The sequence below is a fragment of the Microbispora sp. NPDC046933 genome, assembly GCF_040644635.1.
Classification (GTDB): domain Bacteria; phylum Actinomycetota; class Actinomycetes; order Streptosporangiales; family Streptosporangiaceae; genus Microbispora.
This window is the reverse complement of sequence record NZ_JBEYWW010000045.1, coordinates 1-19,808: the sequence shown is the minus strand read 5'-3', so window position 1 is coordinate 19,808 and position 19,808 is coordinate 1. Positions and strand designations below refer to the sequence as shown.

Here is a 19,808-nt window from a genome sequence, read left to right as displayed (position 1 = left end):
ATCAGGACGACGGGACGGGGCCCGTCGAGTCGCGCACGGTGAGGGTCGTCGCCAGCTGGAGATGCCGCGAGGCGGGCTGGACGCCGTCGGCCATGCCGAGGACGGTCTCGACGGCCATGCGGCCCATGCCGACGAGCGGCTGCCGGACGGACGTGAGCCGGGGCGTGGTCCACTCGGTCTGCGGCGTGTCGTCGAACCCGGTCACCGACAGCTCGCCGGGGACGGTGATGTGAAGTTCCTTGGCCGCGGCGAGGACGCCGACGGCGATCTCGTCGTTGCCCGCGACGACGGCGGTCGGCCGCTCGTCGAGCGTGAGGATGTCACGGCCGTGCCGGAGTCCCGCCTCGACGGAGAACGCCTCATGGCGGATCAGCGTGCGGTCCGGGGTGATGCCGGCCGAGTCGAGCGCGGCCTGGTATCCGTGGAAGCGTTCCACCGAGGGGGCGGAGCCCAGCGGGCCGCCGACCCAGGCGATCCTGCGGTGGCCGAGCCTGATGACGTGCTCGGTCGCGGAGCGACCGCCTGCCCAGTTGGTGGAGCCGATGCTGACGACACGTGATTCCGTCGTGTCGATCGGGTCGATCGTCACGACGGGCACCTCGAGGTCCTCCGCGGCGAGGAGCACCGAGTCGGGCACGGCGACGGCGAGCGCGATGATACCGACGACACCGGACGCCTTCTGCTCCTCCACCCAGGCGCGGGCCGTCGTACGGCTCGTGCTGATCGGCTCGCCGGGCGGCAGGCGAAGGAGGAGCTCGGTCTGCGCGGAGGTCGCGGCCACGAGTATCCCTTGGAGCACCGTCCCGGCGTAACGGGACTCCACGATGTCGAGCATGGTGACGAGGGTTCGGTCCCGTGTTCGCTCGTGACGCGCCGCCGTCGGCTTGTAGCCGATCTCGGCCATGACTCCGAGGACGAGCGCGCGCGTCTTCGGTCCCACGTCGCTGCGCCCGTTGAGGACCTTCGAGGCGGTCGTCGGCGAGACACCGGCCAGTCGGGCGACATCCGCCAAGGTGGCTCGCTCGGAACGACCTCGCCGTGGCATCGGGGCTCCCTTCGGGCTTCGAAATTATTTCGAAATCTATCACGGGCCCTGCCTGCCGTTTGCTCCCACGGCATTCTCTCTTGTCCAGCCGTTGACACCGCCAAATACGCCCCTTACTGTCCGGGCAGGACCGAACAAGTTGCGAAACTTTTTCGAAACCATCCTCAGGACGAGAGGAGAGGCCCATGTGGCTCTCCCGGAAGGTACGGCTCCTTTCCGCAGCACTCGTGCCGATGGTCGCGCTGGCCGCATGCTCGGGCGGCGCAGGCGGCGGCAGCGCGGCCGGCGGCGGTGACGAACAGGTGAAGCTCACGGTCTGGAGCTGGGACGGCACGGTCGAGCGGGCCGTTTCCGGCTTCCAGGCCGCGAACCCGAACATCAAGGTCGAGGTCGTCAACGCGGGCTCGTCCCAGGACGAGTACAAGGCGCTCGACAACGCCATCCAGGCCGGTTCCGGTGTACCCGACCTCGTGATGTTCGAGTACTTCGCGGTGCCCTACTTCGCCATTCCCGGCAAGCTCACCGATCTCGGAGAGTTCGGCGCCGAGAACTTCAAGAAGGACTACGTCCAGGCCGCGTGGAGCGATGTGACGGTCGGCGGCAAGGTCTACGCGCTTCCGTCCGACTACGGACCGTCGGCGATGTTCTACAACACCGCCACTCTCGAGAAGGCCGGCATCGGCAAGGCCCCGGCCACGTGGGACGAGTACTACGAGGCCGCCAAGAAGGTTCGCGCGCTCGGCGGCGACCACTACATCGCGCAGGACACGGGGGACATCTTCTTCCTGCTGTCGCTCATCTGGCAGGCCGGTGGTCGCCCGTTCACGGTGAACGGCAACAAGGTGCACATCGACTTCACCGACGAGGGCACGACCAAGGCCGTGGCCTTCTGGCAGAAGATGCTCGACGAGGGCCTGGTCAACACCAAGATCACGGGGTGGTCCGACGACTGGAACCGGACGCTCAACGACGGAACCCTCGCCACCCAGACCATGGGCGGCTGGCTGACCTCGACGCTGCCCGAGCGCGCGCCGAAGGCCGCCGGTGACTTCAGAGTCGCCCTGATGCCGCAGTGGAAGCAGGGAGACAAGGTCGGAGCGGAGAACGGCGGAAGCTCCTTCGGCATCCCGGCCGCGGCCGGGCACAAGGACGCGGCGTTCAGGTTCCTCGAATACTTCACGCACGGCGGCGGTCTGTCGTCCCGCGTCGACGCGGGCGCCTTCGTGCCGAACACGTCGGTGCTGGAGAGCGAGGCGTTCCAGAGCAAGGTCAACAAGTACTTCGGCGACCAGAAGGTGGGCGCCGTGCTGGCGGAGGCCTCGGAGATCGTCGGGAGCGGCTGGCAGTATCCGCCGTTCTTCGAGTGGGCGCGCTCGATCTACGGCGACATCGCGTCGCCGTTCTACACCACGGGCAAGGTCTTGCTCGCCCGGATCCTCGAACAGTGGAAGCAGCGCTGCGTCCAGTACGGCAACGAGCAGGGCTTCGAGGTGGACTAGCACTTCCTCACCGGGGCGGGGGCCGTGCGGCACCTCACCACAGCCGGCGAAGAAGCGACCCGGGCGACGCGGTGGATCGGAAGGAACGTCGGAAGGAACGTCGGAAGGAACACGGACATGGACCTGGCACGTCGGTTCGACGTCACCCCTTCGGCCACGGCGTCGCCGGATGGGACACGGCGTCCGGCGCTGGCCGGCAGGCGCCGGAAGGCGCAGGTCGGGCTGGCGTTCATCGCACCCTTCGGCGCCCTGTTCACGCTCGTGTTCATCGTGCCCATCCTGTACGCCGCCTACCTCAGCCTCTTCCAGGACAGGCTCGTCGGGGGCACCACGTTCGTCGGATTCGCCAACTACGGGAAGCTGTTCCGGGATCCGCAGTTCTGGGACGGGGTGGGACGCGTCCTGCGGTTCACTCTCGTCCAGGTGCCGATCATGCTGATCTTCGCCATGGCGCTGGCGCTCGCGCTGGACTCCATGCGCGTGCACGGCACCAGGTTCATGCGGGCGACGATCTTCCTGCCCTACGCGGTGCCGGCGATCGTGTCGACACTCATGTGGGGATTCCTGCTCGGCGTCAAGTATGGCCTGTTCGGCAGCCTCAACGACGCCCTGGGGACGGACATCGACCCCTTCGCCCCCGGCGCCACGCTCATCTCCATCGGGCTGATGGTGACGTGGGCGTTCACCGGCTTCAACATGCTCATCTTCTACGCCGCGCTCAAGGCCGTCCCGCGCGAGCTGTACGAGGCCGCCGCCATCGACGGGGCGAACGAGTTCCAGGTCATCCGCGCGATCAAGTTGCCGGCACTGCGCGGATCCCTGGTCGTCACGGTCATCTTCTCGATCATCGGCACGTTCCAGATGTTCAACGAACCGCAGATCCTGCCCTCGATGGTGGCGAACAGCGGCGTCACCACCTTCTACACGCCCAACCTGTACGCGTACAACCTGGCGTTCACCGGGTCCCAGCAGGGCTATGCGGCAGCACTCGCGCTCGTGATGGCGGCGATCACGATCGCCGTCGCCTACGCCGTCCAGATCAGAGGGTTGAGGAATGCGTCCGATCAGTAGCCCGCTGGCCGAGGCCGGGGAGGCCTCCGGCGCGCCGATCCGTCATTCCGGTCGCGGCCGCCGGCTCCCCACGGTGGACAATCCCAGGAAGAGCACGACCCTCACCGTGATGACGGCTCTGTTCACCCTCTACTGCCTGCTGCCGCTCGTGTGGCTGGTCGTCAACGCGACCAAGTCGCAGGCCGACTTCGTGTCGTCGTTCGGGCTCGAGCCCGGTCGCGAGTTCGCCCTGTGGGACAACATCGTGGAGGTGTTCCGCTACCAGGACGGGATCTTCTCCCGGTGGCTGGTCAACACCCTTCTCTACGTCGTCGTGGGTGCGACCGTGTCGACGTTCCTGGCCGCCCTCGGCGGGTACGCCCTGGCGAAGCTCGACTTCCGGGGCAAGAGGGTGTTCCTCTTCGTCGTCCTGGGATCGATCTCGGTCCCCGGCATCGCCCTGGCGATCCCGCAGTTCCTGCTGTTCGCGCGGCTCGGCCTGACCAACACCCCGTGGGCGATTCTCGTCCCGTCCTTCATCAACCCGTTCGGGTTGTACCTGATGTGGGTGTTCACGGCCGAGGCCGTGCCGACCGGCCTGCTGGAGGCCGCGAAGATCGACGGCGCCGGGGAGCTCAGGACCTTTCTCCGGATCGCGCTCCCGATGCTCGCGCCGGCGAGCGTGACCGTCCTGCTCTTCTCGTTCGTGTCGATCTGGAACAACTACTTCCTGCCGTTGATCATGCTCAAGGATCCCGCCTGGTATCCGCTGACCGTCGGCATCAACCAGTGGAACAAGCTGGGCTCGTCGGCCGGGAACGGCGCCCTCGTCCAGAATCTCGTGATCACGTCCGCGCTGCTGACGATCGTCCCGCTGGTCATCGCGTTCCTCAGCCTGCAGCGGTACTGGCAGTCGGGCTTGTCGCTGGGCGCCATCAAGGGCTGAGAGCTGCGTAGACGACCAGCTCCCACCGCAAACGATTCTGAGAAGAGAGTGAGACATGACGAGCGACGGTGTGCCCGAATCCCGGTTCAGGATCGACGGTAAGTCGTGCGACGAGAGTGCGTTCCCGCACGTCTGGTCCAGGTGTGTCGGCGCCGGACGGGCGAACGAGGCGCTGCGCGCGGACTGGCAACGGCAGTTCGCCGAGGTCGTCGCCGCATGCGGATTCCGGTACGTCCGCTTCCACGGCGTCTTCCACGACGACATGTTCGTGTACCGGGAGAGCTACGGCGGCGGTTTCGGCCAGGACGCGCCCCTTGCCGCGCCCGTGTACACGTTCAGTTACGTGGACAAGGTGTTCGACTTCATCGTGGACCGCGGTGTCCGTCCGTTCGTCGAGCTGGGCTTCATGCCGCGCGAGCTGGCGACGGTGACCGAGACGGTGTTCTGGTGGGGCGCTCACTGCAGCCCGCCCAAGGACATGGCGCGCTGGGTCGAGCTGGTCACGAGGTCGGTCGAGCACTGGATCGGCCGGTACGGCCTCGACGAGGTCCGGGAATGGCGATTCGAGGTGTGGAACGAGCCGAACCTGGTTCCCCACTTCTGGACCGGGACGAAAACGGAGTACTTCGAGCTCTACGAGCGGACCGTGACGGCGATCAAGAAGATCGATCCCGCGTTGAAGGTCGGCGGGCCCGCGACGAGCGTGTTCGTCCCCGACGACCGCTACAAGGGCGAAGTCGAGGACCGCTCCGCGACGCACGAGACGGCCGCCGCGGCCGACGTGGACGCGCTCGACTGGCGCCCGGTCTGGATCGAGGACTTCATCGCCTGGTGCGCGGAGCGTGAGCTCCCGATCGACTTCATCTCGACCCACACCTATCCCACCGACTTCGCGTTCGGCGCCGACGGCGAGGCGGTGCAGATCACGCGGTACGCCGATGCGACGTTCGACGACCTGACCCTCCTTCGCAAGCTCGTGAGCAACAGCGCGTATCCCGACGCGGAGATCCACATCACGGAGTGGTCGACGTCGCCGTCATCCCGTGACTTCATCCACGACACGCTGTTCGCGGCGACCTCCATCACGCGGTCCTATGTGAAGTGCGCCACCCTCGCCGACTCGATCTCCTACTGGACCTTCACGGACGTGTTCGAGGAGGGGGGCGCCGGGATCGGGCCGTTCCACGGCGGGTTCGGCCTCGTGAACGAGGGCGGCGTTCACAAGCCCACGTTCCACGCGTTCACGATGCTGGAACGGCTCGGCGACCGGCTGCTCCTCGCGACGTCCGACGGGGTCGTGACCCGTAACAGCCGGACGTCGGCCGTGTCGGCGGTGTTCTTCAACTACCCCGACGACATGGCCATGAGGGGTGTCGGCTCGAGGAACTCGTACGCGGCGACGCGCGCGCTGGCCCAGATGGGGCCGAGCCGGAGGATCCGGCACTCGATCGGCGGACTGGAGCCGGGCACCGCGTTCCTCGTCGAGATCATGGACTGGGAGCACGGGAACGCCGCCGAGGCCTGGTACCGGCTGGGGTCCCCCCTCAACCTGTCCCGTGCCGAGAGCGAGTACCTGGGCAGAGTCGCCGACTCGCTCCTCAGGTTCACGCTGACCGTGCCCGGCACCGGAGTGCTCGACCTCGACGTCGACCTCGCGCCGTGGGCGGTGATGTCGCTCAGGCAGTCGGCATGACCGCACTGCACCTTCCCCTTCCCGGCCTTCGCCTTCCCGCTCAGGCGGCGAACAGGAGGAGCAGGCCCACGACGGTGTAGACGACCATCAGCACGAGCAGGGGAATCTGCCCGAGGACGGCGGTGCGCCGGGGGAACAGGGCCAGCGCGCGGTCGTGCGCCAGGACGGTGCCCAGCACATGACCGATGACGATCACCGTGACCTGGAGGGTGGCGACTCCGGCCGGGGTGGTGCCGAGCGCCTGGATGGTCCACCCTGCGGTGCCGAGCCAGTCGGCGCCGGTGTCCAGCGGGTCGGACAGCAGGGCGATGGTCCGCTGCCCTTCCAGGAGGAACAGGGTGTAGTAGTGGGCGATGACGTATCCGACGGCTATCGGCACGATCGAGTGGGCGATCTCACCTGCCGTCGTGCCGGGCTGGGCGGAGCCCCATCGGCCGGCGAGCGTGGTCGCGGTCCGGTACGCCGCGAGCACCATAGCGATGACGGTGACCAGGCCGGCGGTGCCCGTGACCGGGGCCGGCACCGCGCTCTCCTGCATGAGGCGCACCCATACCGGGGCGTTGGACAGGCTGTCGTACATGGTGGAGCCCAGGAGCACGACCACCAGTGCCGTCAGTCCCGGTGCGGGTCGTAGCCCGGCCATGCCGTCGAGGGAGTTGCGCCAGGCCACGACGGCGTCGCGGCGTCTGTGCAGGGGGGCGAGCCTGCCGACGAGGTCGCTGTAGACCTCGAACGGATCGGCGTGGTCGAACCACTGGGAGCCGAAGACGACCGCTCCGCCGAGTGTGAGCGCGGCGTAGGCCGCGAGCCAGGCTCCGATGACCGGCAGGGTGGCTCGTTCGGGGGCGACCAGTTCCAGCCAGACGAAGGCGAACAGGCCGGCGCAGGCGGGCCAGTATCCGACGCCCGCAGGCAGTGGGCGCAGGCCGAGCTCGGGGTCGAGTCCGAGTCCCTTGCAGGCCAGCAGGTGCAGCGTCCGCAGCGGGTTCAGGGCGCGCCATACCGGGCCGAACAGCAGCGACAGCGGCACCAGGCCGACCCAGAACAGGACGTAGAACGCCCCGGCCGTGGGGTTGTCGGCCCGATCGGGACCGAAGATCAACCCGATGCAGAAGTAGGCCGCGGCGACGAGAGCGGCGATTCGCCAGATCCACCGCCAGGCCGGCGCGGTCACCGCCGTCTGGATGGCGGCGGGCAACGAGCGGGCGTCAGGAGAGTCGCCGCCCAGGCGCGGTTGTTTCCACAGTGCGCTCAGTGCCACGAACGACACCAGCAGCGCGAGGGCCGCGCCGGTCAGCGCCGCCGAGAACGGGATCGGCAGGTCCTGGCGGCCGCCGATGCCGTGAGCCAGTAGCATTCCCGCGGCCTAACGCACGACGAGCTGGAACAGCTGCAGTCCCGACTCGTGGGTCTCCATCTCGAACAGCCCGGTCTGGTCGGCGACGAACTCGATGCTCGCGGGGGTGCCGGGCTGCAGGCTCACGGCCTTGTCGTACCCGTGCAGGTGCGCCTCGTCTGCGGTGTCGCCGGTGACCGTGATCCGCACTGTCTGGCCCTTGGTCACCTCGATCCGTCCCGGCGGCGGTGTGACCTTCCGACCGGCGACGGTGACCGTGATCTCCTTCACGGCCGGGTCGGCGGGGGCGGCGGCCGACTCGCTGGGGACCGCGGAAGCCGACTCGGCAGGAGCCGGGGCCGTCGATTCGGTGGATGCCGGGGCGGTCGATTCGGTGGATGCCTGGGCGGCCGACTGGGTGGGGGCGGCGGCATTCGACCCGCCACAGGCCGACGTGGCCATCAGCAGGGCCGCGCCGAGCGGGAGCGCGGCGAGCAGCGGGCGCAGGCGCGCAGGGGCGAACGTCATAGCGGGGGTTCTCTCCTGAGGGGGGTGGGACGAGTCAGCGTCGCCTGGTGGATTTGGGGCGTGGAGTACGTGACGCCGGGGCGCGTGCGGACGTCTTGGCCTGTGGGCGGCCGGGGGACCGCCGGGCCGCCGGGGTGGTGGGCGCAGGTCGCCGCGCGGCCCGCACCACCAGGACGCCCGCTCCCACGACGAGGACCGCGGGCACCAGCCAGACCGACAACCCCGTGCCGGAGTCGGCAGGCTGCGCCGTGCGGGCGGCGGTGCCGGCCGTGCCGGTTGCGCCGGTTTCGGGAACCGCGGCCTGACCGCCGCCTGCCTGTGTTACCGCGGCCGGGCTGGCGCCGGCCTGGGGCACCGCCGGGCCCATCGCCGCCGGGCTGCCACCGGTCTGTGCTACCGGGACCTGGGTGCCGCTCCCGGGCTCGGGCACCGGGGCCTGGGTGCCGCTGCCGGGCTCGGCCGAGGCGAGCAGGATGGAGTCGGGCTCGTTGTCCGGAGCCTGCCAGCCCGTGGGCGGCGCCGAGGTCTTCCCCTTGTAGGTGAACCGCAGTTCTCCCCGCACCGGCTCCCCGTCGGAGGCGATCGACAGATACCGCACGACGTACTCGCCCCGCTCCGGCCAGTAGGCGACGGGGATCACCGCTGGAAATCCGGTGTTGTACACGCTCGGTTCCCACACCCCGTCGACGAGGTTGTACTCCTGGACCGGCTTGTCGAGACGTGTGGGCTGACCGTGCGTCCAGGGCTGGTCGACCCGGGCGCCGCTGGGAGCGGTGACCGCGAAGTACGCGTTCGGGGCGGGAGCCTCGGTGAAGTAGAGCGACAGGGACTCCATCGGCTCGCGCACCGTACTGTCCTTGACCGGTGTCGACATCGCGAGCTGGCCGTGGGCGGAAGCGGGCGCCGCCAGGGCGGTCAGCGCCAGTACGCCCACGACGATCAGCAGAAGCAACCGGCCCAACCAGCGCGCCATCGTCACTTCTGCTCTCCACGAGGTACGGCCCCTGGATGGGGAGATGCGGCTCGGACCGGTGAGACCGATCGCGTCGAGGTTAACGACTTTCGTCACAAATGAACAGAACTTGATGCGGCTGCAACAGAAGTGGAGTGAGTCCGGCGATGACATCGAGGACGTTCCCCAGCAGCCAGGTGCGGGCCGAGGACCTTTCCGCGAATCCGGGCAGGCTGCCGAGGATTCGCGGGAAGGTCTCCCTTGCGGTGGTCCTCAACCGTTTCACGGGCCCGAGGACAGGGGGCGCCGCATGTCGGTCAGACCGCGGTGATCGTCCATTGGTTGTTGGTGCTGCTGTTGGGCGTCCACATGCCGACGGCGGAGCCGGCGGTGGTGTAGCCCATGCCGTCGAGGGCGGTCCCGGTGCCGCGGTTGACGATCTGGTAGCGGCCGTTGCCCAGGTCGTTGAGGCGCCACTGCTGGTTGTTGCCGCCGTTCCAGGCCGCCTGCCTGGCGTTGGCGCCGTTGGCGGTGTTGCCCCAGCTGTCGGCCACCATGCCGTTGGTGCGGTTGACGATGCGATACCACCCGCCGCCGAGGTCGACCAGCTGCCACTGCAGGTTCGTGCTGCCGTCCCAGTTCCACTGCTTGAGGTTCGATCCCGACGCCACGTTGCCGCCGCTGTCCAGCGCCAGACCGGTGGCGACGTTGGCGATCCGCACGTAGGTCGACGGCGTGGTGCCGCCGCCGGACCCGGTCAGACGATAGGTGCGGCCGGCCTGGCCGGGCAGCGCGATGACGTCGGCCTCGGGCTTGGTGACGGTGACGGCACCGCCGGTCTCGGCGTCGACCACCTGGTAGGTCCCGGTGAAGATGCGGCTGCGTACGTTGACCGTGCCGTCGCGGTCGAACTTGACGAGGATCTCGATGGCCCCGTTGGAACTCCAGGTCGCGTCCACCGTGTAACCGCCACGTCCCCGGAGGCCCTGCACCTTCCCGTTCGGCCAGGCCGTCGGCAGTGCGGGCAGCACGTGCAGTTCGCCGTTGTGGCTCTGCAGCAGCATCTCGGTGATGCCGGACGTGGCGCCGAAGTTGCCGTCGATCTGGAACGGAGGGTGCAGGTCGAACATGTTCGGCGCGAGCCGGTCCGTCCTTACCAGGAGGCCGATCAGGTTGCGCGCCCTGTTGCCCTCCTCCATCCGGGCCCAGTAGTTGATCTTCCAGGCGAGTGACCAGCCGGTGCCGTCGTCGCCGCGCAGTTCGAGGGTCCGCCGCGCCGCGTTGTACAGGGTGGGTGTGCCGCGCTTGGTGATCTGGTTGCTGGGGTGCAGGCCGTACAGGTGCGAGATGTGCCGGTGGTTCTGCTCGGTCTCGATCCAGTCGTACAGCCACTCCTGGATGTTGCCGCGCGACCCGACCTTCATCGGAGCCAGCCGGTCCCGGGCGGCCAGGACCCGCGTACGGAAGTCGGCGTCGACGTCGAGCACCTGGCATGCCTTGGCGCAGCCGTTGAACAGGTCACGCAGGATCTGGTTGTCCATGGTGGGGCCGGCGCACACGCTGACGCCCGAGTGGTGGGTCAGCTCAGGGGAGTTCGACGGGTTCGTGACCAGATACCCCAGGTTCGGTTCCTGTACGAGAGTCTCCAGGAAGAACTGCGCGGCACCCTTCATCGCCGGGTAGTACTGCCGGAGGAAGTCGAGGTCGCCGGTGAAGAGGTAATGGTCCCAGATCATGGTGGCCAGCCACGCGCCGCCGGTCTGCCACATGCCCCATGTCGCGCCGTCGACGACCGACGAGCCCCGCCACCCGTCGGTGTTGTGGTGGGTCACCCAGCCCCCGGCGTTGTACTGAACGCGGGCCGTGCGGGCGCCGGTGACCGTGAGGTCGTTGATCATCCGGAACACCGGCTCGTAGCACTCCGACAGGTTCGTCGTGTCGGCCGGCCAGTAGTTCATCGGCAGGTTGGCGTTGAGGGTGTACTTCGAGTCCCACGACGGTGTCAGCGAGTCGTTCCAGATGCCCTGCAGGTTGGCCGGCTGGGTGCCCGGTCGCGAGGAGGAGATCAGCAGGTAGCGGCCGAACTGGAACAGCAGCGCCGAGAACTGCGGGTCGTTGGTGGTGGCGTGCTGCGCGATCCGTACGTCGGTCGGCTGGTCGGCCGCCGAGGTGCGGCCGAGATCGAGCGTCGTGCGCCCGAACAGCCGCTGGTAGTCGGCCACGTGCCGGGCGCGCAGGTCGTCGTACGTCCTGCCGTTGACGGCGTCGAGATGGCGCCGCGCGATGCCCTGGTAGTCGCCGCTGACGTCCTTGTAGTTCACGTAGCTGGAGCCGATGGAGATCAGCACGGTCACACTGTTGGCGCCCCGCACCTGGAGGGTGCCGCCGGAGCTGCTGACGCTGCCGCCGTCGGCGACGGCCCGGGCCAGCGCCAGGAACTTGACCTTGCCCGACAGACCTCGCTGGTCGCCGGAGACGCCGTCGAGCGCCACCGTCGCGCCGTCCGTGCTGGAACGCGTGGTCCGCTGGGGACTGTCGAACGTCGCGGAGAACGTGATGGACCCGGGCTTGTCGGCGGTCAGGCGCAGGGCGATCACCTGGTCCGGCGCGCTCGCGAGCACCTCTCGCCGATACCGGACGCCGTTCTGCAGGTACGACGTCGTCGTGGTGGCCGTGGTCAGATCCAGGAACCGGGTGTACTCCGACACGCCGCCGGCGCTGCCGAAGGTCAGCCGCAGATTGCCTACGGTCTGGTATGCCAGCTGAGCGGAGGGATTGCCCAGCATGTTCTGGTCGATCAGGCTCTGGGCCTGGCTCCACTGGTTCTGGAAGACCAGCTGCCGGATCTGCCCCAGCGCCGCCGCGCCCCTCGTGTTGCTCTGGTCGTAGGGCCCCCCGGCCCAGATGGTGTCCTCGTTGAGCTGCAGCCGCTCGGTGTCGACGTTGCCGAACACCATGGCACCCAGGCGGCCGTTACCGATCGGAAGCGCACGCAGCCAGTCCGTGCCGGCGCTCCCGTCGTACCACAGCGCCAGATCGTTGGCGGCGCGTACTTCCGGCGGCGGCGCCGACGCGGCCCGCGCAGTGGCCGTCCACTGCACCGGCAGCATCGCGGCTCCGGCGCCGATCGCACCGAGTCTCAGCAGTTGCCTTCGCGATACATCAGCCATTGAGGTTCTCCAAACGCATGGGTGCGGGCGGTCTTCGTCCGGTACGACCACGAGGCCGGCACCGACGAGGCATGGCGGCGGATGGGCGGGACGCTTGAGGCGGCGCCCCGCCGTGTGGCACTTGGAAAAGGCGAGCCGGTCCGCGCGGGTTTCGGGCGGACCGGCTCGTGTGAGGCTCTCGCCCGCGCGGGACGGCTCGGGCCGCTCCGTAAGGGATCGGGGGTCAGGTGCGGGTCCATTTCTGGTTGGGCTGGCCGTTGCAGTCCCAGATCTGCGCCTGGGCGCCGTTGGCCTGGGATGCGCCGTTGACGTCCAGGCACCGCCCCGACGCCACACCCTTCAATGCGCTCGTCGCCGGCGGATGGCCGGTAGGAGAAGCCGTCGGCGAGGGAGAGGGTGAGGCCGGCGGGTTGCCGCCTCCGAACTGCGTGAAGAAATTCCACACCACTTCCCTGGTCCAGGATTTCTCGCCGGGTTCGTAGTCGCCGGACTTCCCGTCCACCGGATTGGGCGTGTGACCCGCGTCGAACGCCGCCCATGCGACCGGATACCGGGCCCGGCACCCCGAGTAGTAGGTGACGATCTGCGTCAGGCTGCCCTGCGCCGGCTCCGGCGGGTTCTGCGGCGTGCAGCCGTTGTTCCTGACGAACGTGTCACGCAGCCCTCGCCCCAGAGAGATGTTGAGCACCGGGTCCCTAAGGCCGTGCAGCCCGATGTACGCGATGGGCTGGGTGCCGCCGCTGCATCCGCTGAGCTGTGCGCCGGAGTAGACCGCCACCGCGCGGAAGACCGTCGACCGGGAACAGGCGAGCGCGTAACTCATGCCGCCGCCGTGGCTGAAACCCATGGCGAAGCGCTGCGTGGTGTCGACGCAGAGGTCCGCCTCGATGCGCCGGATCATGTCGTCGACGAAAGTGATGTCCTCACCGCCGGAATTGGCCCAGCCGTTGTTGACACCCTGCGGCGCGACGAAGATCGACGTGTCGTTCGACAATGCCCTGAGCCCGTAATAGGACCAGGGGTACCCACTGGTTCCGCCCGAGTCGACATCGTTCGCGGTGCCGCCGTTCCAGTGGAACCCGAAAATCAACCGGTAGGGCGTGGTGTTGTTGTAGCCGTCGGGAATTCTCAGGATGTAGCTGCGGTTTTTCCCGCTGGTCGAAATCGACTGCGTACCGCTTCTCAGCGTCGGAGTCTTGCCGCATCCCGCGGTGGCAGCGAGGGCGCTCTTCCCGGCGGGCGACGTGGTCGCGCTGTCGCCCAGCGCCGTCTGCGCCATAGCCAGAACGAGCAATGCCGCAGTCGCGACAGCGGTGAAGAGGGACCTATGCCTCGACATCACGCAAGTTCCTTTGCCGTTCCCGTGGTGACACATGTAGGTGGGAAGCCATTCTTGCCTGCACCTTTTCTGGGTGACCGCGTCAGTCGTCCCGGCTTTTTCTGGTCGCCGACTCGGTGAATATCCGGATCGACCAGGCGTGCGGTCCGCCTATCGAAACCCGTCGGCCCGGCGCACAGGGACAGGCCGGTCGCGGCAGGGCATGTTAGCGCTCACATGGCGAACCGTGATCGAATCTCCTTTCTTCCGGGAGGCTGGAGCCGATGGTGCAGCGGAGCAAATATGACCGTGACAAGATTTGTCAAGACCGGGTCTTTCCGACGCGGCGGGGCCCTTGCTCGGGACGAACCGTCGCTCCCGCGTCTGACCAGGGAAGCGCCTGTGGTCACCACCGACGTGCCGCGATGAAACTTTCACCGCCCGGCGATCGAATCGTTCCGGAGGACGCGAACGGGTGGTCAGGCCAGGCGGCCGCCCCGCCCCTGCCCGGGCGGGGTGGCCACTAGCGACCTAACGCCGCAGCCGTACGGGATCAGCCGGTCCGCTGCGGCGGACGAGCCAGGCCTCGGTGATGTGATTGAACATCGCCTCGGCGGCGCCCTCGGGATCGTGGGCGGCGATGCGTTCGTAGATGCGCCGGTGGCCCAGGTTCGACGCCACGCACAGGGCTCGCTCGGTCCGGCCCGTGTAGCGGGCGGTGTTCACGACCTGGCTCTCCAGTGCCCGCACGACGCCTCGGGCGATGCGGTTTCCCGACGCCTGCATGATCGTGTCGTGGAAGGCGCGATCGCTGTCCGCGTACGTGACGTGGTCGTCCACGAGCTCGTCCATCTGGTCCACCAGCGCGCGCAACCGCTCGACCGTGTCCGGCCCGGCCAGGCGGGCGGCGACGTTCGCCATGTCGGACTCGAGCACACGCCGCGTCACGACGAGGTCGTCGAGAATCGCCAGGCTCTCGTCCTCGGCGATGGTCGCGGCGAGGACGAGCTCGTCGAGCATGTCCCACATCGCGGGCGGGGTCACCATCGTGCCGGCGCCCTGGCGGACCTGTACCAGCCCCTTCTCCTGCAGGACTTTCACGGCCTCCCTGACGACGGTGCGGCTCACGGAGAAGGCTTCGCACAGCGCGGGCTCGGGGGGCAGCGGCGTCCCCGGCGGGTGCACGCCGCGTACGATGCGCTCCACCAGCTCGGCGGTCACCGCTCGGGCGAGGCTGGCCGGGCGTCGTACCCAGGCCGGTGGCGCCGGGGTACCGCCGGCCGTTTCCTGCGATGCCGTCATATCCCCCTCCGGTGGCCCTGGCCAAGGAGCGCCACCGCGCCAGTATACGCGACGTCTATTGACGTCAGACGTCATACGAGTTACCTTTTCGCCGGACACGGCCGGGTCCGCCGGCCGCTCTCGGAGAGTGAGAGCAGCGATGAAGCAGAGGGCCTTGTGGTCGGCGGTGATGGTCGCGGGACTGGCCGTGGCCGGCTGCGGGAGCGCGGCACGGACGGAGTCCCCGTCCGGAGACTCTCAGCAGAAGCAGCAGAAGCTCGTGGTCTGGGACTGGAAGTCGAGTGAACCGACCGCGGCGGCGTATATCGAGAAGGCGAAGGCCGACTTCGCCAAGCGGCATCCCGGGGTCACCGTCGAGTTCGTCGCCCAGCCGTTCGACCAGTACTACACCCTGCTGGGCACGGCCATCCAGTCCGACAAGGGGCCCGACGTCATGCTCTTCAACGGCGGCGGGCAGATCCGCGACCGGGTCGACGCGCTCCTTCCGCTGGACCAGTACGTGGCCGGGGACAAGAGCCGGCTGGCGGGCTGGGACGCGTTCAGCAAGGACGGCAAGATCTACGCCGCGCCGGTGACCCTGCAGGGACACCCGATCTACTACAACAAGGCGCTCTACGAGAAGGCCGGTCTCGACCCGGCGAACCCGCCCAGGACATGGGACGAGTTCGCCGGCGACTGCGCCGCCATCAAGAAGGCGACCGGGGCGTCGTGCTTCGCGCTCGGCAACAAGGAAGGCTTCGGGATCCAGTTCTTCATGTCGGGCCTCGGATCCGGCATCCTGACGCCGCAGGAGTACGACGACTGGATCGGCGGGAAGCGCGACTGGACCTCTCCCCACGTAAGGCGGATCTTCGAGTTGTGGAAGGACGCCAACGACAAGGGGCTGAACAACAAGGGCGCCAACTCCACCGCGATGTTCACCGACATCTTCAGAGTCTTCGAGACCGGTAAGGCCGCCCACATCATCGGGCTGATGTCGGACATCGGGCACTGGAAGGACTTCGGCGAGTTCCTGCCGCCCGACAAGATCGGCGTCATGCAGGCCCCCGTCGTCGCCGACGGGGCCACCCCGAGCCTTCCGTACGACGGCGGCATCGGCTACGCGGTCGCGAAGTGGACGAAGGATCCGGGGCTGGCCGCCGATCTGGTGCGATCCCTGACCTCGACCGACGCCTTGACCGCGTTCTACTCCAAGGCCGGTGCGATCGCGTCCGACACGACGATCGACGTCTCGCAGGCCGGCCCGGCCGTCGCCACGATCGTGTCCGAGATCAAATCCGGCAAGCCCGCCCTGCACGTCGCGCTGTCATCCAAGACCCTGGACCTGATGGGAAGGCTCTCCCAGCAGCTCCTGAGCGGGTCGACCACGGTGGACAAGGCGGTGGAGCAGCTGGCCGCCTCCGACCGGGCGGGCTGATCGCGTGCCGCTCGGAGGCTCGTCGCCGTTGGTCCGCCCGGCAGGTTCCGGACGGGCCGGCGGAGCGACGACGACGCAGCGGGGACCTCGCGAGGGCGCGGCTACCCGGCCGGCCTCGCGTGGGGCGCGCGCGGAACGTCTCGCTCCCTACGTCCTGGTGGCCCCGGCCGTACTGATCATCGTGGTGCTGCGGCTGTGGCCGCTGGTCCTGGGGGTCAACTTCTCCTTCACGGGCGACGGCGAGCTCAACGGGACCCCGGTCGGCCTGAGCAACTACCTGGAGCTGGCCGGCGACCCGTTGTTCCATACCGCGCTGCGCAACGTCGGGCTGCTGGTGCTGCTGCTTCCCGTGGCGGTGGCGATTCCGGGCCTGCTCGCCACCTTCATCTATCTGCGCGTTCCCGGGCACCGGGTCTACCGCAGCGTCTACTTCTTTCCGGCTGTGCTCTCCCCGGTGATCGTCGGTGCGATCTTCAACCTCATGCTCGGGTTCGACGGCCCATTGAACGCCGCCCTCGGGGCGATCGGCGTCGGCCCGGTCGACTGGCTCGGTGATCCAGGCGTCTCCATGTTCACGGTTGTCGGCGTGCACATCTGGGCGACGTTCGGGATGGCCCTGGTGGTGTTCCTCGCCGGATTCAGCACCCTCGACGCCTCGCTTCTGGATGCCGCCCGCGTGGACGGCGCGTCGCTCCGCCAGGTCATCTGGCACGTGATCATCCCGAGTCTGACGCGCACCATCCAGTTCGTCTTCGTGACCACGATGATCGGGATGCTGACGTCCATGTTCGGCCTGCTCTTCGTCATGACCAGCGGGGGACCGGAGGGATCGACCTACCTGCCGGAGTACTACATCTGGCACCAGCAGGGCCAGATGAACCGGCCGGCGCTCGCCTCGGCCGCCTCGACGGTTCTCTTCGTCGTCATGCTCGTGGTGGGGCTCCTGCAGATCACTCTGCTCCGCCGCGCGGGGAGGCAGGACTGATGCCCGGCATGCGTCTGGCCAGGTGGGTGGCCGCCGTTCCGATGGCCGCTCTCGCGCTGGCGACGATCTATCCTCTCGTCTTCACCGCCAACGTCGCGATGAAGACCCGGCGCGACTACATCCTCGACCGGTTCTCCCCGACGGATTCCCTGCGCTGGGACAACCTCGCCGAGGCGTGGGGCGGCGCCGGAATGGCGCGGTACTTCGCCAACTCGTTCATCGTCGTGTCGTTCGCCGTGGCCCTGCTGCTGCTGGTGGGGTCGATGGCGGGCTTCGCGCTGAGCCGACTGCGGTTCCGCGGCTCTTCGGTGATCTTCCTGGGCTGTCTCGCGGGGCTGTTCATCCCGTTCCAGGTGATCATGGTGCCGCTCACCAGGGTCATGGCCGACAGCGGGCTCATCGACACCTACCCGGGACTGATCCTGGCCTACGTCGCGCAGTTCCTCCCGTTCACCGTCTTCCTGATGACGAGCCACTACAGGACCATTCCGGCGGAGATCGTCGACGCGGCCAGGATCGACGGAAACACGGTGTACGGGGTGTACCGGCGGATCATGCTCCCGCTGGGCGTTCCGGCGCTGCTCTCCGTAGGAATCCTCGACACCCTGTTCTGCTGGAACGATGTGCTGATCTCCCTGCTGATGATGCCGTCGCCCGAGCATCGGACCCTCATGATCGGGGTCAACTCACTGCGCGGACAGTACTCCGACGACATTCCCACCTTCGCATCGGGAGTCCTGATCGCCGCGATACCCGTGCTGATGCTGTATCTGTTCCTCCAGCGCCAGATCGCCGACGGCGTCACCGCCGGTTCCACGAAGGGCTGACATGCGGATCACGGGGTATCGGACCATGACGACGGTCCAGGAATGGGGCCGTCCCGTCGGTGACGCCAACGGTGTCTTCCCCGACGGAGTCGTCTCGGTGCCGATCGTCATGGTGGACACCGACGAGGGGATCACCGGCGTCGGCCTGGGGCCGCACGTGGAAATCGACGCCGTGTTCGCCGCCATCGAGGGCGAGGATCCGCGCGGCGTGACGGCGCTCTACGACCGGATGCTGCGGCAGACCTTCAAGGCGGGGCACGCGGGCGCCGTGTTCGGCACGATCGGTGCACTCGACACCGCCCTGTGGGACATCAAGGCACAGGCGGCCGGTGAACCGCTCTGGCGTCTGCTGGGCGGACGGGACAGGCGGGTTCCCGCCTACGCCTCGGGACTCGACATCGGCCTGACCGACGACGAGCTCGTCTCCGTCTATCAGGTCTACGCCCAGCACGGTCTGCGGGCGGCCAAGCTCAAGGGTGGCCTCGACATCGAACGCGACCGGCACCGCCTGACGCTGGTACGGGATGTCCTGACCGAGGCCGGGCAGGGATTGCGGCCGGGCCTGATGCTCGACGTGAACGAGGCCTGGACCCGCAAGCAGGCGGTCCGGCACGTCTGCGAGCTCGAGCGCACTTTGGATCTCACGTGGATCGAAGAGCCGGTCCGGCGGTGGGACGCCGAAGGTCTGGCCGTCGTCGGCCGCGGGATCCGCGCCTCCGTCGCCTCGGGGGAGAACCTGACCGGGCTCGAGCAGTTCCGGCCGCTGCTGGCCGCGGGAGCAGTCGACATCGTCCAGACGGCCGCGGTCTGGGGGGTGACCCACTTCCTCCGGGTGTCTGCCCTGGCGCACGCCCATGACCTGCCGGTCAGCCCGATCGGCACCACGCCGGTCGCGCTGCTGCACGCCGCGACGTCGGTGCCGAACCACATGGCGAGCGAGTTGCAGGACCTGTACCCGCCGGTTGGGATGTCGCTCGACCTGTACGTCGAGAACGGCGCCTTCATCCTCGGAGACACGCCGGGCCTCGGCATCACGATCGACGAGCAGGCGATCGACACGTTCGCGCGCCGGCCGGACGTCACGGCCGCCAAGGGCCCCAACATCCGGCCGGAGCACGCCGGACGGCGACTTCTCGCCGTGACCGGAGGTCATACCGAGCGGTCTCCGGGTCGGGACGACGCCTTCTGCGGCTGACGCCGGCGTTTGAGCGCGCACCCCCACGTCGTCATGGAGTGCGGGCATCAGGGCGGGTTCGGTGATGGTGCTGCCCTGGCGAGTCAGCGGTGGCCGGCGGCGACGATGTCGGCCTGTACGGCGTTGCACTGAGCCTTTTCTGATGGTCGGGCCGGTCCGGATGCCGGGCGGCCGACGGTCGGCCGGGATCAGCCGGAGGGGGAGAAGAGGCGCTGCTGGATCTCTCTGCGGTAGTCGTCGAGGGTGTTGTCGATGTGTGTGGCGGCGGCGTGGGCGGCTGCTTCGGGGTCGCCGGCGCGGATGGCCTGGTAGATGGCGTCGTGTTCCTCGACGGCTTTGGCGGCGTGGCCGCCTACCGAGCCGCGCATTCCGATCAGGCTGGATTGTGCCTGCAGGCGGCGGGCTTCGCGTACGGCGATCTGGAGGAACATGTTGTGTGAGGCGGTGGCGATGGCGGTGTGGAAGGTGTCGTCGCCCTCGTTGAACAGGTCTTCGCGTCCGGTTTCGAATCCGTGGCGGCACACGGTGGCGGCTTCTTCGATGGC

16 protein-coding genes are annotated in these 19,808 nt (G+C 68.3%); 8 read left to right on the top strand and 8 right to left on the bottom strand.

The window, feature by feature from the left end:
• Position 1: 1 nt before the first annotated feature.
• Complete coding sequence (locus tag ABZ857_RS38645; RefSeq protein ID WP_357053986.1) at positions 2–1,012, bottom strand: LacI family DNA-binding transcriptional regulator; 1,011 nt, start codon at positions 1,010–1,012, stop codon at positions 2–4.
• Positions 1,013–1,230: 218 nt separating this feature from the next.
• On the opposite strand from ABZ857_RS38645, the gene ABZ857_RS38640 reads away from it, so the two are divergent.
• The 4 genes from ABZ857_RS38640 to ABZ857_RS38625 all read left to right on the top strand — a co-directional run bounded on the left by ABZ857_RS38640 (position 1,231) and on the right by ABZ857_RS38625 (position 6,233).
• A complete protein-coding gene (locus ABZ857_RS38640; protein WP_357053983.1) occupies positions 1,231–2,544 on the top strand; it encodes a sugar ABC transporter substrate-binding protein in 1,314 nt (437 codons plus the stop codon).
• A 117-nt stretch (positions 2,545–2,661) separates the two neighbouring features.
• On the top strand, positions 2,662–3,615 hold the full coding sequence (locus ABZ857_RS38635) for a sugar ABC transporter permease (RefSeq protein ID WP_357053980.1): 954 nt from the start codon (positions 2,662–2,664) through the stop codon (positions 3,613–3,615).
• Positions 3,599–4,540, top strand: coding sequence for a carbohydrate ABC transporter permease (locus tag ABZ857_RS38630; RefSeq protein ID WP_357053977.1), 942 nt, complete (start codon positions 3,599–3,601; stop codon positions 4,538–4,540). The genes ABZ857_RS38635 and ABZ857_RS38630 overlap by 17 nt, the downstream gene beginning before the upstream one ends.
• Positions 4,541–4,595: 55 nt before the next feature.
• A complete protein-coding gene (locus ABZ857_RS38625; RefSeq protein WP_357053973.1) occupies positions 4,596–6,233 on the top strand; it encodes a beta-xylosidase in 1,638 nt (545 codons plus the stop codon).
• Positions 6,234–6,273: 40 nt separating this feature from the next.
• Here the strand turns inward: ABZ857_RS38625 and ABZ857_RS38620 are convergent, their stop codons facing one another.
• The 6 genes from ABZ857_RS38620 to ABZ857_RS38595 all read right to left on the bottom strand — a co-directional run bounded on the left by ABZ857_RS38620 (position 6,274) and on the right by ABZ857_RS38595 (position 14,758).
• The gene (locus tag ABZ857_RS38620; protein WP_357053970.1) at positions 6,274–7,590 is read right to left on the bottom strand and encodes a hypothetical protein; all 1,317 of its coding nucleotides are present in this window, start codon (positions 7,588–7,590) and stop codon (positions 6,274–6,276) included.
• A 9-nt stretch (positions 7,591–7,599) separates the two neighbouring features.
• Positions 7,600–8,097: a hypothetical protein gene (locus tag ABZ857_RS38615; protein WP_357053967.1), complete on the bottom strand. Its 498-nt coding sequence runs from the start codon at positions 8,095–8,097 to the stop codon at positions 7,600–7,602.
• A 34-nt stretch (positions 8,098–8,131) separates the two neighbouring features.
• On the bottom strand, positions 8,132–9,070 hold the full coding sequence (locus ABZ857_RS38610; protein ID WP_357053964.1) for a copper resistance protein CopC: 939 nt from the start codon (positions 9,068–9,070) through the stop codon (positions 8,132–8,134).
• A 296-nt stretch (positions 9,071–9,366) separates the two neighbouring features.
• Positions 9,367–12,219 carry a glycoside hydrolase N-terminal domain-containing protein gene (locus ABZ857_RS38605; protein ID WP_357053961.1) on the bottom strand — a complete coding sequence of 951 codons (2,853 nt, stop codon included), beginning with the start codon at positions 12,217–12,219 and terminating at the stop codon, positions 9,367–9,369.
• A 223-nt stretch (positions 12,220–12,442) separates the two neighbouring features.
• A complete protein-coding gene (locus ABZ857_RS38600; RefSeq protein WP_357053958.1) occupies positions 12,443–13,498 on the bottom strand; it encodes an RICIN domain-containing protein in 1,056 nt (351 codons plus the stop codon).
• A 570-nt stretch (positions 13,499–14,068) separates the two neighbouring features.
• A complete protein-coding gene (locus tag ABZ857_RS38595; RefSeq protein ID WP_357053955.1) occupies positions 14,069–14,758 on the bottom strand; it encodes an FCD domain-containing protein in 690 nt (229 codons plus the stop codon).
• 220 nt (positions 14,759–14,978) lie between these two features.
• On the opposite strand from ABZ857_RS38595, the gene ABZ857_RS38590 reads away from it, so the two are divergent.
• The 4 genes from ABZ857_RS38590 (at position 14,979) to ABZ857_RS38575 (ending at position 19,263) form a co-directional block, all read left to right on the top strand.
• Positions 14,979–16,256, top strand: coding sequence for an extracellular solute-binding protein (locus tag ABZ857_RS38590; RefSeq protein ID WP_357053953.1), 1,278 nt, complete (start codon positions 14,979–14,981; stop codon positions 16,254–16,256).
• Between the two features lie 157 nt (positions 16,257–16,413).
• A complete protein-coding gene (locus tag ABZ857_RS38585; protein ID WP_357053950.1) occupies positions 16,414–17,241 on the top strand; it encodes a sugar ABC transporter permease in 828 nt (275 codons plus the stop codon).
• Entirely contained in the window at positions 17,241–18,068 is an 828-nt protein-coding gene (locus ABZ857_RS38580; protein WP_357053947.1) for a carbohydrate ABC transporter permease, read from the top strand. Before ABZ857_RS38585 ends, ABZ857_RS38580 begins: the two co-directional genes overlap by 1 nt.
• Before the next feature lie 25 nt (positions 18,069–18,093).
• Positions 18,094–19,263, top strand: a complete 1,170-nt coding sequence (locus ABZ857_RS38575; protein ID WP_357053944.1) for a mandelate racemase/muconate lactonizing enzyme family protein — start codon at positions 18,094–18,096, stop codon at positions 19,261–19,263.
• Between the two features lie 188 nt (positions 19,264–19,451).
• Here ABZ857_RS38575 and ABZ857_RS38570 read toward each other — a convergent pair.
• Positions 19,452–19,808: FCD domain-containing protein (locus tag ABZ857_RS38570; RefSeq protein ID WP_357053941.1), on the bottom strand; the 357-nt coding region annotated here is incomplete at its 5' end.